The sequence below is a fragment of the uncultured Polaribacter sp. genome (genome assembly GCF_947503875.1).
Lineage (GTDB): Bacteria > Bacteroidota > Bacteroidia > Flavobacteriales > Flavobacteriaceae > Polaribacter.
Window position 1 is genome coordinate 452842 of sequence record NZ_CANNFH010000001.1, and the last position, 15721, is coordinate 468562.

The following is a 15721-nucleotide window of genomic DNA, read 5'->3' on the forward strand; positions in this document are numbered from 1 at the left end:
ACAATTTAATGTAAGTTTAAAACATCTTTCATGTTAAAAACCCCTGTTTTGCCAATAATCCATTCTGCGGCAACAACAGCACCTAAGGCAAAACCTTGGCGGTTATGGGCCGTATGTTTTATTTCTATAGAATCTACAACAGAATTGTACCAAACAGAATGTGTACCAGGGACTTCTGGTATTCTTTTAGCTACAATTGGTATGTTTGTTTCAGCAGTTTTTTTGTCTAGTTCCCATTTTTCTTTAGCCGAGTTTTCTATAATTCCCTCAGCTAAAGTAATGGCTGTTCCACTTGGTGCATCTAATTTTTTGGTATGATGAATTTCTTCCATAGAAATATCATAATCCTCTAAATTTTGCATCATTTTTGCCAATTGTTTATTCAGTTCAAAAAATATATTTACGCCTAGACTGAAGTTAGAAGCGTAAATAAAAGCTCCCTTTTCTTTTTCGCAAAGTGCTACCGCGTCTTTATATTTATCTAGCCAACCTGTAGTACCAGAAATTACAGGCACATTGTTTTGTAAGCAATTAGAAATATTTGAGAAAGCGGAATTAGGGATACTAAAATCTATAGCAACATCTGCTAAACTAATATCTATTTCGTCATCAACATCTTTTCTTATAACTATTTCGTGGCCTCTAGAAATTGCAATTTTTTCAATTTCTTTTCCCATTCTTCCGTAACCTAAAAGTGCAATCTTCATTTTTAAAAAGTGTATTTTAATTTAAAACCAACTTTAGGCGTATCAAATTGTATTGGATCTTGCATCAAAGTTGGTCTTATAGATAAATTATCGTCTGTATTAAATTGTATTAAATGTGCATTTACACTGGCTTCAACAATTTGTAAAATATAAATTATTACACCAGAAAGTAAAGACATATCTCTGTTTTCACTAAGTTGTTCTTGTGCTCTTTCAAGTGTTTCTAAAGAAACACTTTCTACTCCTAAATCATTTGTAAATTCGTCTTGAAAACCAGTTCTTCTTAACCTATATGCGGTTCTAAATCTCTTATATTCTTTATTATTTATGAGGTAATAATAAGTAGGTACAGCAAGGGCACCCCAAACAATAGGCGCTTTCCAATATTTTTTATTATAAATTTGACCCATTCCTGGTAATATTGTAGAATAAAATGCAGCTCTTGCTGGTTTTAAAGGTGCGTAAGTACCCTGTTGCAAAGGTATAGTCTTTTTAATTTTAATATTTGTAGTATCTTTTTGACTAAAAATATTGAAACTAAAAAAACTAAGGAGTAATAGGAATATGGTTTTTTTTAAAAACACTTATTTTAATAAGTTTTTTATTCTATTAAAATCTTCTTCAGAATGAAACGGAATGGTTATTTTACCTTTTCCATTATTAGCCACGTTAATAGTTACTTTCTGACCAAAGAAATCACTAATTTCTTGATTACTATTCTTTATAAAAGCAGGTGTTGATTTCTTTTTAGGTTTTGCAATTTTACCTGTTTTTAAGGTTTTTACAAGTTCCTCTGTTTGCCTCACAGATAATTTATCACGTAAGATTTTCTCGTAAATAGCTAATTGATCTTCTGTATTGTCTACATTAATCATTGCACGCCCATGTCCCATAGAAATAAAGCCATCTCTCATACCCGTTTGTAAAATTGGGTCTAATTTTAATAAACGCAAATAATTGGTAACTGTAGAACGTTTTTTACCAACTCTTGTGCTTAACTCTTCTTGTGTTAAGGCAATTTCATCAATTAAACGTTGGTAAGAAAGGGCAACTTCAATTGGGTCTAAATTTTTTCTTTGAATATTTTCAACCAGCGCCATTTCTAGCATTTCTTGGTCGTTTGCAATTCTAATGTATGCAGGTACTGTTTTGTTGCCTATTAATTTAGATGCTCTAAATCTTCGTTCACCAGAAACTAATTGAAATTGATTGCCTTCTAATTTTCTTACGGTAATTGGCTGTATAACCCCTAATTCTTTTATAGAACCAGCAAGTTCTCTTAGCGCTTCTTCATCAAAATAAGTTCTAGGTTGGTAAGGATTTACTTCAATTAAATCTAGTTCTATTTCTATGATACTACCTACTACTTTATCTGCATTATTATCTAATGCACTGTTAATATTAGGTGTTTCCTTTAATAAAGCAGACAATCCTCTTCCTAAGGCTTGTTTTTTTGTTGCTTTTGCCATTTACGCGTTCTTTTTTAATAATTCTTGCGCCAAATTTAAGTAATTTACGGCTCCTTTGCTAGTAGCATCATAAGCAATTATACTTTCGCCATAACTTGGTGCTTCTCCTAAACGTGTATTTCTTCTAATAATTGTATCAAAAACCATGGTTGAAAAATGTTTTCTAACTTCATCTACCACTTGGTTAGATAGACGTAAACGAGAATCGAACATAGTTAACAATAAACCTTCAATATCTAAATCTGCATTGTGTATTTTTTGTACACTTTTTATTGTGTTTAAAAGTTTTCCAAGACCTTCTAACGCAAAATATTCACATTGAATAGGAATAATTACAGAATCTGCAGCTACTAAAGAGTTTAGCGTAATTAAACCTAAAGATGGTGCACAATCTATTAAAATGTAGTCGTAATCATCTTTTATAGCTGCCAAAGCTTTTTTTAGCATATATTCTCTTTCTTGCTTGTCTACTAATTCAATTTCTATAGCCACTAAATCAATATGTGCAGGAATAATATCTACATTTGGCGAATCTGTTTTTACAACAGCATCTTTTGCAGATAGTGAATGCTCTAATACATTATAGGTGCCACCTTCTACAGTTTCTACATCTATACCTAAACCAGAAGAAGCGTTTGCTTGTGGGTCTGCATCAATTAGCAATACTTTTTTTTCTAATACACCTAAAGAAGCCGCCAAATTAACGCTTGTTGTTGTTTTACCAACACCTCCTTTTTGATTTGCTATTGCAATAATTTTCCCCATATGATTCCACTACTTTTGTAATTGTAAAATTACATATTTTTATTACTTTTAAAAGTCAAAGATGTTAATAAATCAATAATTTTTTAAAATAATGATTTTTAATGTGTTAAATATATTTTTTACTTCTTTTTACACAAATTGTCAGATAGAAAAATAGCGTGAGTTTTATGTTTTTTAACTTTTTAACTTTTACTATTTTTTTGGTGTGTTTTTTAAGATTTCTTTTAAAAAGTTCCAAAATTTTTGAGTAGAACTAATACTCGCGCGTTCGTCTGGTGAGTGTGCGCCTCTAATTGTTGGACCAAAAGAAACCATATCCATTTTTGGATAATTTTGCCCTAAAATACCACACTCTAAACCTGCATGGCAAGCTTCAACTTTGGCCTTTTCACCATGTGTTTTTTCATATAATTGTGCTACAACTTCTAAAATTTCTGATTTGATGTTGGGTTGCCACCCAGGATATTCGCCAGAAAATTCTACTTGAAACCCAGCTAATTCAAAGCTAGATTTTAAAGAATTAGCAAGATCTAACTTATTAGTTTCTGATGAAGAACGTGTTAAACAGCCAATTTTTATTGCGCCATCTTTAACAATTACTCTGGCAATATTATTAGAGGTTTCTACTAAGCCTTCAATATCTGGACTCATTCTGTATACCCCATTTAAAGCAGCATACATAGCTTTTAGTAAACCTTCTTGCACACCAAGTTCCATTATTTTTGGCAGTTCTGTTATTTCAACAATTGTTACAGTTAAATTAGGTTCTAACGCTTTAAATTCTTCTTGAATTGTCTTTACCAATTCTTTGGTTTCAAAAATAAAAGGGGCTTTAGAAATTTGATCTACACAAACTTCAGCAACACTTTCTCTAGGAATTGCATTGCGTAAACTACCTCCATTAATAGCGGCAATTCTTAGTCCATAGTTGGTAAAACCATCAAACAGCAAACGATTCATAATTTTATTGGCATTACCTAAACCTTTAATTATATCCATACCAGAATGCCCACCATTTAAACCTTTAACAGTTATTTTAAAGGTCACAGTATTTTTAGGAATTTCTTCTTCTTTGTAATTTCTTGTGGCAGTAATATCTACACCACCAGCACAGCCCATTCCAATTTCGTCATCTTCTTCTGTGTCTAAATTTAAAAGAATATCTCCTTTTAAAACTCCAGCTTCTAAACCCATGGCACCAGTCATTCCTGTTTCTTCATCAATAGTAAAAAGTGCTTCTAAATTGGGATGCGCTATAGTTTTAGACGCCAAAACAGCCATAATTGCTGCAACCCCTAAACCATTGTCTGCGCCTAAAGTTGTACCATCTGCTTTTATCCAATCTCCATCTACAAGCATTTTTATGCCCTCTTTTTCAAAGTTAAAAACAGTGTCGTTATTTTTTTGGTGTACCATATCTAAATGGCTTTGTAGTACAACGGTTTTTCTGTCTTCTAAGCCTTTTGTAGCTGGTTTTCTAACAATAACATTACCTACCTTGTCAACAAAGTTTTCTAAATTTAAATTATTAGCAAAAGCTACCATAAAGGCAATAATGCGTTCTTCTTTTTTTGAAGGACGAGGTACCGCATTTAAATCGGCAAACATATTCCAGACTTCTTTTGGCTCTTGATTTCTTACTGCTAAACTCATTGTTTTTAATTAAAAATTAGATAATCAAAAATACGGTATTTGATTTGTTTTAAAAATGAAAACATCTTTAAAAAGATTGTATTTATTCTTTTAAAGATGTTTGTAAATTAATATTAAATTTTATTTAGTTAGAATTCAATAATAGTTTCAGATATGTTTTTTCTAACCTTTACAAGGTCTTTCATATAATCATCTGCAGCTCTAAAACCAACAGGCATTACTAAAACTGATTTTAAATTGTGTTCCTTAAGATTTAAAATATCGTCATATTTTTCTGGAGAAAAACCTTCCATTGGGCAGGCGTCTATCTTTTCTGTTGCACAAACAGTCATTAAATTACCCAAGGCAATATAGGCTTGGTTTTTATTCCAAACAAACAACTCTTCTTGTGTTTTTTTTGCAATTTCTTCCGTTAAAAAAGTTTGAAATGGCTTTATAATTTCATCAGAAGTATTTCTTAGTTTTTTGGTTAAATTAAAATAGTCTTCTACTTCTTGGGTTGTGTAATTGTCTTTTGTACAAATAACCAAAACATGAGACGCTTGTACAATTTGTTTTTGATTCCAAGAGTGTTCTAGTAATTTTTCTTGAATTTCTTTATTTTTTACAACCAATAATTTTAAGGGTTGTAAACCATAAGAAGTGGCCGTTAAATTAAATGCTTCTTTTAAGGTTTCTATTTGATTTTTAGATAATTCTTTATTGCTATCAAATTTTTTAACAGCATAACGCCATTGTAAACTCTCTATAATATTCATTGTTTTTATTTTGAAGTGCAAAAATAGTGTATTACAAGCGCATTTTAAATTTTATGAGAGTAGTTCATTAGAATAAAGTGCCAATTTTTTGTAAATTTAAAACAAAAAGAGATGAAAGAGGATTTTTTACATTATATATGGAAGTATAAATTGTTTTCACTAACTAATTTAGAAACTGTAAATAAAGAGGTTGTCACTATTGTAAACTCAGGTATTCATAATAAAAATGCAGGTCCAGATTTTTTAAATGCTCAATTGAAACTAGACAATCAACTTTGGGCAGGTAATGTAGAAATTCATATAAAATCTTCTGATTGGTATGCACACAACCACGAAACAGATGCCAATTACGATAATGTAATTTTGCATGTAGTATGGGAAAATGATGCCAATATTTACATGAAAAACAACCAACCTTTGCCTACTTTGGTTTTAAATGGTTTGGTGTCTAATACCATTTTACAGAATTATAACAGTTTATTATTTGCGCCTCAAAAATGGATTCCTTGTGAAGATTTTATTAAAGATGTGGATAGTTTTACCTTATCTAATTGGAAAGAGCGTTTGTTTTTTGATCGTTTAGAAAGAAAAGCAACAACTATTAAACAGTTGTTAGCAAAAGAAAATAACGATTTTGAAGCGGTGTTATTTCAACTTTTAGCTAAAAATTTTGGTTTAAAAATTAATGGTGATGCCTTTTTACGACTAGCCCAATCTGTAGATTTTGCAATAATTAAAAAATGTAGTTTTAAAGGGCTAGAGTTGGCTGCTTTGCTTTTTGGACAAGCAGGTTTTTTAGAAACAAGTTTAGCGCACGAATATCATGCAACTTTAAAAAAAGAATACAACTATTTAAAGCATAAGTTTGGTTTAGAATCAATGTCTAAAAATACATTTTCATTTTTTAGAATGCGACCCAATAATTTTCCAACCATTAGAATAGCACAGCTGATTGGTTTGTTTCACAAACATCAAAATTTATTTTCTAAAGTGCTAGCAGTGCAAAAGTTAGATGATTTTTATACTTTGTTTTCTATTGATGTAGCTTCTTTTTGGAAAACTCATTATAATTTTGAATCCACTTCTAAAACATCAGCAAAAAAGCTAACCAAATCGTTTATAGATTTGCTGATTATTAATACAATAATTCCGTTAAAATTTCTTTATGAACAAGCTAGGGGAGAAGTTGATGAAACCTTCTATTTAGAGTTGTTAGAAAATATAAAACCAGAAAAAAATAGCATCATAACTAAGTTTGAAGTGCATAAAATTTTCGCAAAAAATGCTTTTGATACCCAGGCTTTATTAGAATTAAAAAATAATTATTGTTTGCTAAAACGTTGTTTAGAATGTGCAATTGGCGTAAAAGTTTTGGGTAAATAAAAAAGCTTCAAAATTTTTAATTTTGAAGCTTTATCGAGAAAAAAATAAATTTATTTAGGATCTAAAGTATTGTTTATCCCCTTAATAATATCTTGATAATGGTATTTAGTTATGGTGTTAATTCGTCTTTTGCTAGCAGTATTTAACTGTGATTTTAAAACATTTAATTCACCTCTAATTATAGACGAAATATCTGTGCTTTTTGCAGTGGAATCATTCATTAAACTCGCCATTCTACTCGTAAAATACTTTTGTAAGTTTCTTTTGTATAGATCTACGTTTTTAGTAGTTTTAAGCTCAGAAAATACACTTTTTCTTAAATCAGAAATCATGTTTACAGCTTCATAATTGTTAGGTGTAATAACCTCACTTTCTATTAACCTTTTTAAGGTTCTTGTATTTAGAATACTACCTAAAATTCTTTTTTGAAAACGTCCTAATTTGTCTGTATAATCAGTTTCATCAATTTTGTTTAAAATATTTTTATCTAATAACCAATTTGGGGTTTCAAAAACATTGTTTTGTAACCAGTTTAAAGATTCTTTTTGCATTTCTTTTGGCACAGCTATATAAACATTGCCTGCTTGCGTTGGTTTTTTATTAAATTCATAAACACCACCAATATTACCTGCAACATGGCCTGCATATCTGCCCCAAACACTTAATAATTCGCCATATAATTCATCTAAATCTTCATAATTATTGGTTTCAGAAGAAGTCCATTTTGGTAAGTTTTTTGCAACTATTTTAAGGTTTTTAACACCATACGTACTCGATTTTACCTGGTTGTTACCAATTCCTTCTGTTTGTGCAGATGGGTCAAAACGTTGCCCGCCAAATCTGTAAATTGGGTTATCCGCTTTATCTTCAATCCATTTATCTAAGGTTTTTACTTCTTGTTCTGGTGTTGTAGCATTTGCTATTTGTCTGTAACCCCAATTAATTGCATAATGGTCATAAGGCCCTAGTTGTCTTATAAAACGAATGTTTTTATCACCAGGTTGTGCAACATAATTGTAGCGTGCATAATCCATAATTGTTGCTGCAATTCCGTTTTTCTGCGTAAAATCTCCATTACGTAAATCTTCTGTATTATACGCAAAACTTGCAGCCATATTGTGCGGTAAACCTAAAGCGTGCCCAACTTCATGAGCAATTACCATGCGCATCATGTCTCCAATTTCTTCGTCTGGTGTATTTAAAGTTCTTGCTGAAGGATTTGCAGCACCTGTTTCTAGCAAATATCTATTTCTGTAAGAACGTAAGTGATTGTGGTACCAAATAATATCACTTTCTAAAATTTCTCCTGTTCTTGGGTCAGAAACACTTGGGCCTGTAGCGTTTCTAGTTGTACTAGCAACATATCTAATAGAAGAATATCTAATATCTTCCATACTAAATTCTGGATCTTCTTCTTTGGTAGGTGGCATTTTTGCCATAATTGCATTTTTAAAACCTGCAGTTTCAAAAACCTTTTGCCAATCATTAACACCTTGCTGAATGTATTTTCTTAGTTTTTTAGGAGTTGCAGGATCTAAATAATAGACAATTGGTTTTACAGGTTCTACCAATTCGCCTCTGTTATAGGCTGCAATGTCTTTTGGCTCTAAACGCCATTTTCTAATATATCTTTTACTATCTGCTTTTAAAGCTTCAGAACTGTAATCTACATTACCAATAGAAAAATAACCAACTCTCTTATCATAAATTCTTGGCATCATTGGGTTTTCTGGTAATAAAATCATAGATTGATTAATGCGCATCGTTATAGTATTTGTTGAAGAGTTGCTTGGAGGTGCATCTGCATCAAACGTAAAATCTTGTATAACCTCTATGTTTTCAGGATAACTTTTTATAGAGTTAATAAAACTTCTAGAGGCGTCTAATCTTCTTACCTTATACGTTTTTCTAAAGTAAGAAGGTAAACCAGTTATTGCTTTTACATCTGTAGAAAAGAATTTGCTAACATCAACTAAAACAGCGGTAGAATCTTGGTTTTGTGTTTTTACATCAAATGCATAAATTACAGGTTCTAAATTATTTGCTTTAACAGATTTATATATTGGCAAAGAATCATTTGCAATAGCATTATAAGATTTTACTTTTAGTAAGATTTTATCTTTAAAAGATTCCCAAACAATAACTTGTGTATTTATTTTTGATCCTGCATTTACATAACCACCACCCAAACCAGCAGGTAATTCTTTAATTCTTGTTACTAATAACATTTCTTTACCCAAATATGTTTTTGGTATTTCGTAAAGAAATTGGTTTTTGTTTTGGTGTACTTTAAACAAACCATTGTCTGTTTTGGTACTTTTTTTAACAAAATCAGTGTAATTTTTAGATGAGGTTTTTTTAGTTTTTGTTGGTGCTGTTTTTTTTGCACTTTTTAAAAGTGAACTACTTTTAGGAGAGCAGCCAATAAATACGAGAAAAGCAAAAAGGAATAGGTAATTTTTATTCATAATTAGGAATGTTGAATTTGGCCTCCAAATTATAAAAAAACACTTGTACTAATTCTTAGCATACTGTTAAAAAGTGCTCATAAAAAATTAGCATTATTAATTGTATTTACACAAATTCATATTTTAGATGTAATTTATGTATGCTAATATTTTTATAACTGATAAGAAATTGACAAACAACAAGATTATATTTTGGATGTAATATGTACCTTTGTTTTAAGGCTAATACATGCAAAGCTTGTTTTAGGCTAAAAATTGAATAATAAAATTACCTATATTTAACTAAGTATGAAATCTATATTTTTAAAATCATTATTTGCTTTTGTTGTTGTTTTTTTGTTCGCTTGCACTAATAAAACCAATAAAAAGGAAGAAAAAGCGAGTAACGCAAAAGAAATTGTAGAAAGCCCTGTTGGAATGGTTTGGGTACCTACCAAAACATTTTTAATGGGCGCAAAACCAGGAGATACATATGCAATGCCTAGAGAAAAACCAGCACATAAAGTTACAGTATCTGGTTTTTTTATGGATGCTACAGAGGTTACTAATGGACAATTTAAAAAATTTGTTGAAGAAACAAAATACATAACTGTTGCAGAAAGACCTTTAGATTGGGATGAAATAAAAAAAGATTTACCACCAGGAACGCCAAAACCAGACGATTCTATTTTGCAACCAGGAAGTTTAATTTTTAACAAGCAAGCAAGGGGAGTGGTTTCTATGGAAAATTATGGACAATGGTGGACTTGGAAAGTAGGTGCAAATTGGAGGCAGCCAGAAGGATTGGGGAGCTCTATTGAAGGTAAAGAGAATTACCCTGTTGTGCATGTTGGTTTAGAAGATGCTTTGGCATATTGTAAGTGGGCGAATAGAAGGTTGCCAACAGAGGCAGAATGGGAATCTGCTGCACAAGGAAGTAATACTGATAATAAATATGTTTGGGGTAATAATTTAGCAGAACTAAATAAAAACGCCAATACTTGGCAAGGAACTTTTCCAACAGAAAATATTTCTGAAGACAATTTTGAATATATTTCTCCAATAAAATCATACCCGGAAAATAATATTGGTATTTATGATATGGCAGGTAATGTTTGGGAAATAACCACAGATTTCTTTGATCCAACGTATTACAAAACTTTAGATGTAAATAAAACTTATACAAACCCTAAAGGAGCAAAACAATCACGTTCACCTACAAACCCATATCAAACAGAGTATGTAATGAAAGGTGGTTCTTTTTTATGTCATGCTTCGTATTGCGCAAGTTTTAGAATTTCTGCAAGAATGGGCATGGAGCCAAGTTCTAGTTCAGATCATATTGGTTTTAGAACTGTTGCAACTAAAGAGATGTTAGCTAACTAAATTAAAAAAAAGCCTTAAGTTTTATTCTTAAGGCTTTTTTTTAAAGATATTCAAGTTAACTTATGGCTTCCCATTGAATTGAATTTTTATATTTAAAAATCTCATTATTACTTGTTGGATCCATTACCATTAAATAAATCCATTCGTTATCTAATAATGTTTTTGTACCTGCATTTCTTGCAATAATATCAGAAACTCTTGCAATTGGTGCTTGTATCATAACAGATAATCGCAAAGGTTGGTGGTACATAGTTTCATCAGAACCATATAAGGATTGTAAGGGCAATCCCATTTTTAAATCACCACCATTTCCTTGAACTACTCCAAATTTCCCTGTAATATTATGTGTTATTTTAGATCCACCTCCATAAATATTATTATCTACTGTAGCAAAGTAATAATGGTTGTTTATCCACTGTGTAACCGTCATTGGTCCTAGCATAATTCCTTCAAGCGCTTTTCCTTCAGGGTCTAGTTCCCATTCATAAGAATGTAAAAAACAACGGCTGTCTAAGTTGGTGTTTTTTGTTAAATTTCTTGGTCCAACAATAAAACCTGCGTTCTTTGCCAACCCCCATTCAGGTCTGGTTTCACCCCAATTATTGGCTTTTTTTTCTGCATTAGCAACACTATTTCCTTTTGTTCCCAAACGATCTGTAGTTGCTGTTTTTTGCGCTTTTAGTAAATCTGTTTTTAATGCTGTAATTTTTGCTTTAAATGTTTCTGGAATTTCAGCATCAAAAATTACAATATCATCTGTTGTGGTATTGTGTTCTGCTCCAATAAAAATAGTATCGTCAGGAATATATACATCTAAATCTGCTAAAGATTTTCTAACTTCTGGTTGGTTTGCTAACTTCGCCAACATTCTTGCATTATGTCTTCCTGGACTTGCCGCACAAGCACCGCAATCTAAACTAGAGCCAAATGGATTGTTAGCAGAATGGCTTCCATGACCAGCAAAAATAACTAAAGGTGCAAATTTTTTCCATCCCATTAAATCAAAAGCAGATTTTACAATGGCAACTTTTTCTGTTAGGGGGATACCAATTGCGTCATTGTCGCTACATTTGTTTATATCTGGCTGACAAATAGTTTCTACTTTAGAAGCTTTTTTATCGTCCATTTGATACATTTTTCTGGGTATTAAGGTTCTTGCAATTAAAGACCAACCATAATAAAAACCAGAACCTTCAACATAACCAAAAGCAGAAGGTATCATGTTTTTCATTCGCTTTAAAAATTGATTTTTAAACGTGGAAACATTATTTTTCTTTTTGTAAGTATTTAGCAGTTCTTGTTTTTGATCTTGTGCAATTTCGGAAACTTTATAGGCAGAGTCTACAATTGGCGGACAAGATTTTCTAGTAATACCATCATCTAAACTTTGGTAATCCATAGTAATTCCAAAAAAACCAGCGTAACCAAAAGTCTCGTAATTTCCTTTAGATTCTATATGTCTTCTAATTAATTCAGACCTTGTATCAATACAAAATACCATTTGTGCATCTGGTCTATTATTTGCTGTTGATGGTTGCGCTATAGATTCTTTTTCTAAAGCACTAACTAACTGCTTTTGCCAACTTTTTTCCCAAGCTTTTAAAAAGACGTATTGAATTTTAGATGTTAAATTTTCTTTACTTTTGTCCTTTTCTTTGGGTAGAATAGGAAGATTTAGTTTTTGGGTGGTCCAAAGTCTTACTGCTAAATAGTCAATAATATCAATTGGGTATTCTTGATGCCAATCTGTGCTTGCTTGCGTTCTATGATTAATATAGCCTGTCCAACCAGGAAGTGCAGCTAAATGATAGGTGAAAATTTTAAGATAGTCACTTTCATTATATTCTTTTAAAATTTCTTCTAAGGCTGTTTTACTATTTTTTGGAATGTCTTTTAAATTTGTTTTTCCTGTTTCAGAATCATAAATAACCAAAAGTCTCCAAGCATTGTAAAAACCCTCTGTTTTATATGGCATCTCCCATTCTGCTAAGCCTTCATCCATAAAAGAAGCTAACCATTTTGCAACAATAGTATCTACAGCATGATTTTGGTTAATTACTTCACCTTTAGGCAGATTTATGAGATGATTTAGGTAAAACTCCGCAGATTCAGTTAAATTATTTTCTTGTAGCAGAGTAGCTAAAATACCTTTATCTATATCGCCTTTTTTCCAGGCTTGTTGATACAATTTTGTTGCGGGAAAAGCATTTGCGTTAAAGTTGTTTTTAGCAGTTTCTACTGCATCTTTAAAAGAAGAGTTTTCGTAACCAGATAATGGGTTAGAGGCAACAAAAGTATATAAAGGCCAAGTTTTTCCAATAACTTTGGAAGCTTCATCAATAGTATTTAAAATTTGCTGGCTCATAATTATTTAGATTTATACATTAAAAGTGATTTCTTAGTGGGTTGAGAAATGTTTAATAATTTTACATACATCCATGGAATTTTTTTGTAAACGCTAAACTTCATCAGGAAAAAGCCAATTAAGAAAATAAAGCCGAAGATAATTTGTACCCAAGACAGTGGGGTAGGATGAGCTATCATAGGCATATCATTCATTAAAATAGTAACACCATTGTACATTAATGCGTATAAACCAATACCTGCAATAAATACTAAGGCAGGAACCACTATTTTTTGAATTAGAGATAAACTTTGTTCTTTTACAATATTATAAGTTGCTTGACCAACAGTAATGGCAACAACTAAGGTTAAAAATATACTACTGTTGCTTTCAGTTCCTTTTCCAGTCCAAACTGTAAAAAGGTAGGCGCCAAATAACCCAAAGATCAAAACTAAAAATGCCAACAAAGGTTTTATTTTTACAGATGTTTCTTGTTTTGGTTTTGTTTGTTCTATTTCTTCCCCAGAAGATAAAAATAAATAAGCTTTGTAAAAGCCGTGTAAAATTAAATGAGCAACAGCTGCATTAAAAAAGCCTAATCCACATTGCATTATCATAAATCCCATTTGTGCAATGGTAGAACAAGCTAGTTTTTGTTTTACGTTTACTTGTAACAATTTTGTAAACTGAGCCAGTATTGCTGTAAAACCCCCAACAGCAAAAAGTATGGTTAACGTATCTGAAGTAAGTAATAAGGTTGCAAAAAGAGATAATAAAATTCCTGCTCCGTTTACAAAACCTGCGTGCATAAGTGCAGATGCAGGAGTAGGGGATGTCATTGCAGATAATAACCAACGATGAAAAGGGTAAATTGCAGATTGTACAATGGCTGCTGCAATAATGCACAAAGCAGCAATCATAGTAATGTAATTTGGTAAATCTGTTACAGCTAAAGACAAACCACTTACTGTAAATTCTCCACTTTTAAAAGCTAATAAAAGTAAGCCAACAGCTAAAAATAAAGAGCCAATTAAAAAATATTTTTGTGTAAATTTTGATGCTTCTCTAGCTTCTCCCCAATCTTTATCAATCCCAATTAATTGAGACATAAAAACACCCATAATTAACCAGCTAGATATTAAAAGTAAAATGTTATTAGATACTACTAAAAACATTACAGATAAGGTGAATAGTAAGCAAAGCAGCATAAATTTAGAATGATATTTGAACCCTTTTAGGTAAGAGGATGCATACGTGCTTACAATTGCGCTAAAAAAAGTTACTGTTGTCCAGATTAAAATTGTAAAACCATTTATTTTTAGAAGATTCCCATAAGTCCATTCTGGTATTTTAGAGAAATTTAAAATAAGATAGGTTAGATTACCCGCAAATAGTAACCATAAAAACACGCTTACAATTACAGAGATGGAAGTTTTGTTCTTTTCTGCATTAGAATTTGCTTGCAGTGTGCTTAGTTGTTTCTCAGAATTCATTTTTTTATTTTGTTTGCTGATTGATTTGTTAGATTGCAAAGTTGCTCAAATATATTTATATATTTTTACTTATATCAATAATGTTAATCATAAAGCGCATTAATGTGTTAAAATAAAAATTTAAAATTTTTAAACTTATTCATGTTCAAAATAGTTTACATATTTTTAATATTAATGAATGGGAAATAATTTGAGCATTTTACTGCTTTTTGATGAATACAAGAATCTATAATCTAGATTAAAACTAAATTGTTTTATTTTTGTTCAGTATTACAAATATTTTTTGAAGATGAAAAAAAGAATTTTAACACTATTATGTATTGTTGTTTTTTGCAGTCATGATATGTATCTTAAACTAGATAGCTATATACTACAGCCGAATCAAAAATCAAAAATTCAGTTATTTAATGGCACTTTTGACAAAAGTGAAAATACAATAGACAGAGATAGAATGCTAGACGCAAGTCTGTTGGGCAACGGAGTTCGCACTAAAATTGAAGATGCGCAATGGGAAGAAATAGATAGTACTACCATTTTAAGCTTTACAGCTGGCAATTCAGGTACTTGGATTGTAGGAGTATCTACTAGACCAAGAAATATAGCAATGAAAGCTGAAGCTTTTAATAAATATTTAAAACATGATGGTGTTAAAGATATGCTAACTGAAAGGGCAGAAAATAAAACCTTAAACCAAGACGCTGTAGAAAAATACTCGAAACATGTAAAAGCTATTTTTCAGGTGGGTGATAAAAAGACAGCAGATTGGAAAACAATTTTAGGGTACCCAATAGAGTTTGTGCCTGTTGAAAACCCTTATAATCTTTATACAGGAGATAATTTACAAGTTAAATTATTAAGAAATGGAGTTCCTTTAGCAAATCAGTTGGTTTACGCAGATTATAGAGCATCAAAGCATGGTCATCATCATAACTCAACTGAAGAACATAGTCATGGAGAAAAAACACATTCTCATAAAAAAGATGAAAAACATTCTCATGAAGACAACAATGCTGCTGATGATCACACGCATACAACAGGCCAAGAGCTAAGAACTGACTCAAATGGAATAGCTACTGTGAACTTAACAAATGATGGAATTTGGTATCTAAGAACAATTCACTTGGTAAACTCAGAGGAAAAAGGATTAACCCATGAATCTAATTGGGCTACTCTAACTTTTGAAGTTACACATCATCACAGATCAGAAGAGCATCACAATCATGCAAAAGAAGATGGTTTGCCTATGTATATTTTTATTGTGGGAAGTATTATTTTTGTTGCTATTTTGTTTTTCTTTTTCAATCGTGAAAAATAAT

12 protein-coding genes are annotated in these 15721 nt (G+C 31.2%); 3 read left to right on the forward strand and 9 right to left on the reverse strand.

The genetic code is table 11. The features are described from left to right. Positions 1–5 precede the first annotated feature (5 nt). The 6 genes from dapB to Q0684_RS02050 form a co-directional block, all read right to left on the reverse strand. A complete protein-coding gene (gene dapB / locus Q0684_RS02025) occupies positions 6–707 on the reverse strand; it encodes a 4-hydroxy-tetrahydrodipicolinate reductase (RefSeq protein WP_299012359.1) in 702 nt (233 codons plus the stop codon). Positions 708–709: 2 nt separating this feature from the next. Further along, positions 710–1186, reverse strand: coding sequence for a DUF5683 domain-containing protein (locus Q0684_RS02030; RefSeq protein WP_299012360.1), 477 nt, complete (start codon positions 1184–1186; stop codon positions 710–712). Positions 1187–1291: 105 nt separating this feature from the next. Further along, positions 1292–2176, reverse strand: coding sequence for a ParB/RepB/Spo0J family partition protein (locus Q0684_RS02035; RefSeq protein ID WP_299012361.1), 885 nt, complete (start codon positions 2174–2176; stop codon positions 1292–1294). Then, positions 2177–2941: an AAA family ATPase gene (locus Q0684_RS02040; protein WP_299012362.1), complete on the reverse strand. Its 765-nt coding sequence runs from the start codon at positions 2939–2941 to the stop codon at positions 2177–2179. A 192-nt stretch (positions 2942–3133) separates the two neighbouring features. Then, the gene (locus Q0684_RS02045) at positions 3134–4594 is read right to left on the reverse strand and encodes an aminoacyl-histidine dipeptidase (protein WP_299012363.1); all 1461 of its coding nucleotides are present in this window, start codon (positions 4592–4594) and stop codon (positions 3134–3136) included. A 128-nt stretch (positions 4595–4722) separates the two neighbouring features. Further along, positions 4723–5352: an NAD(P)H-dependent oxidoreductase gene (locus Q0684_RS02050; RefSeq protein WP_299012364.1), complete on the reverse strand. Its 630-nt coding sequence runs from the start codon at positions 5350–5352 to the stop codon at positions 4723–4725. Positions 5353–5463: 111 nt separating this feature from the next. Here Q0684_RS02050 and Q0684_RS02055 point away from each other — a divergent pair, with 111 nt between their 5' ends. Beyond that, positions 5464–6735: a DUF2851 family protein gene (locus tag Q0684_RS02055; protein ID WP_299012365.1), complete on the forward strand. Its 1272-nt coding sequence runs from the start codon at positions 5464–5466 to the stop codon at positions 6733–6735. Between the two features lie 50 nt (positions 6736–6785). Here the strand turns inward: Q0684_RS02055 and Q0684_RS02060 are convergent, their stop codons facing one another. Further along, positions 6786–9203 (reverse strand): zinc-dependent metalloprotease, encoded by a 2418-nt coding sequence (locus Q0684_RS02060; RefSeq protein ID WP_299012366.1) that lies wholly within the window; start codon positions 9201–9203, stop codon positions 6786–6788. Between the two features lie 288 nt (positions 9204–9491). Here Q0684_RS02060 and Q0684_RS02065 point away from each other — a divergent pair, with 288 nt between their 5' ends. Beyond that, positions 9492–10568 (forward strand): formylglycine-generating enzyme family protein, encoded by a 1077-nt coding sequence (locus tag Q0684_RS02065; RefSeq protein ID WP_299012367.1) that lies wholly within the window; start codon positions 9492–9494, stop codon positions 10566–10568. A 55-nt stretch (positions 10569–10623) separates the two neighbouring features. On the opposite strand, the gene Q0684_RS02070 is transcribed toward Q0684_RS02065, so the two are convergent. Together Q0684_RS02070 and Q0684_RS02075 are read right to left on the reverse strand one after the other, a co-directional pair. Then, positions 10624–12933, reverse strand: coding sequence for a DUF2309 domain-containing protein (locus Q0684_RS02070; RefSeq protein WP_299012368.1), 2310 nt, complete (start codon positions 12931–12933; stop codon positions 10624–10626). A gap of 2 nt (positions 12934–12935) precedes the next feature. Continuing rightward, entirely contained in the window at positions 12936–14405 is a 1470-nt protein-coding gene (locus Q0684_RS02075) for a proton-conducting transporter membrane subunit (RefSeq protein ID WP_299012369.1), read from the reverse strand. Positions 14406–14694: 289 nt separating this feature from the next. Here Q0684_RS02075 and Q0684_RS02080 point away from each other — a divergent pair, with 289 nt between their 5' ends. Beyond that, positions 14695–15720, forward strand: a complete 1026-nt coding sequence (locus tag Q0684_RS02080) for a DUF4198 domain-containing protein (RefSeq protein ID WP_299012370.1) — start codon at positions 14695–14697, stop codon at positions 15718–15720. The last annotated feature ends 1 nt before the right edge of the window (position 15721 follow it).

Coding starts and splice junctions, on each gene's coding strand:
- dapB (WP_299012359.1), bottom strand. CDS start 707: ATGAAGATTGCACTTTTAGGTTACGGAAGAATGGGAAAAGAAATTGAA.
- Q0684_RS02035 (WP_299012361.1), bottom strand. CDS start 2,176: ATGGCAAAAGCAACAAAAAAACAAGCCTTAGGAAGAGGATTGTCTGCT.
- Q0684_RS02040 (WP_299012362.1), bottom strand. CDS start 2,941: ATGGGGAAAATTATTGCAATAGCAAATCAAAAAGGAGGTGTTGGTAAA.
- Q0684_RS02045 (WP_299012363.1), bottom strand. CDS start 4,594: ATGAGTTTAGCAGTAAGAAATCAAGAGCCAAAAGAAGTCTGGAATATG.
- Q0684_RS02050 (WP_299012364.1), bottom strand. CDS start 5,352: ATGAATATTATAGAGAGTTTACAATGGCGTTATGCTGTTAAAAAATTT.
- Q0684_RS02055 (WP_299012365.1), top strand. CDS start 5,464: ATGAAAGAGGATTTTTTACATTATATATGGAAGTATAAATTGTTTTCA.
- Q0684_RS02060 (WP_299012366.1), bottom strand. CDS start 9,203: ATGAATAAAAATTACCTATTCCTTTTTGCTTTTCTCGTATTTATTGGC.
- Q0684_RS02065 (WP_299012367.1), top strand. CDS start 9,492: ATGAAATCTATATTTTTAAAATCATTATTTGCTTTTGTTGTTGTTTTT.
- Q0684_RS02070 (WP_299012368.1), bottom strand. CDS start 12,933: ATGAGCCAGCAAATTTTAAATACTATTGATGAAGCTTCCAAAGTTATT.
- Q0684_RS02075 (WP_299012369.1), bottom strand. CDS start 14,405: ATGAATTCTGAGAAACAACTAAGCACACTGCAAGCAAATTCTAATGCA.
- Q0684_RS02080 (WP_299012370.1), top strand. CDS start 14,695: ATGAAAAAAAGAATTTTAACACTATTATGTATTGTTGTTTTTTGCAGT.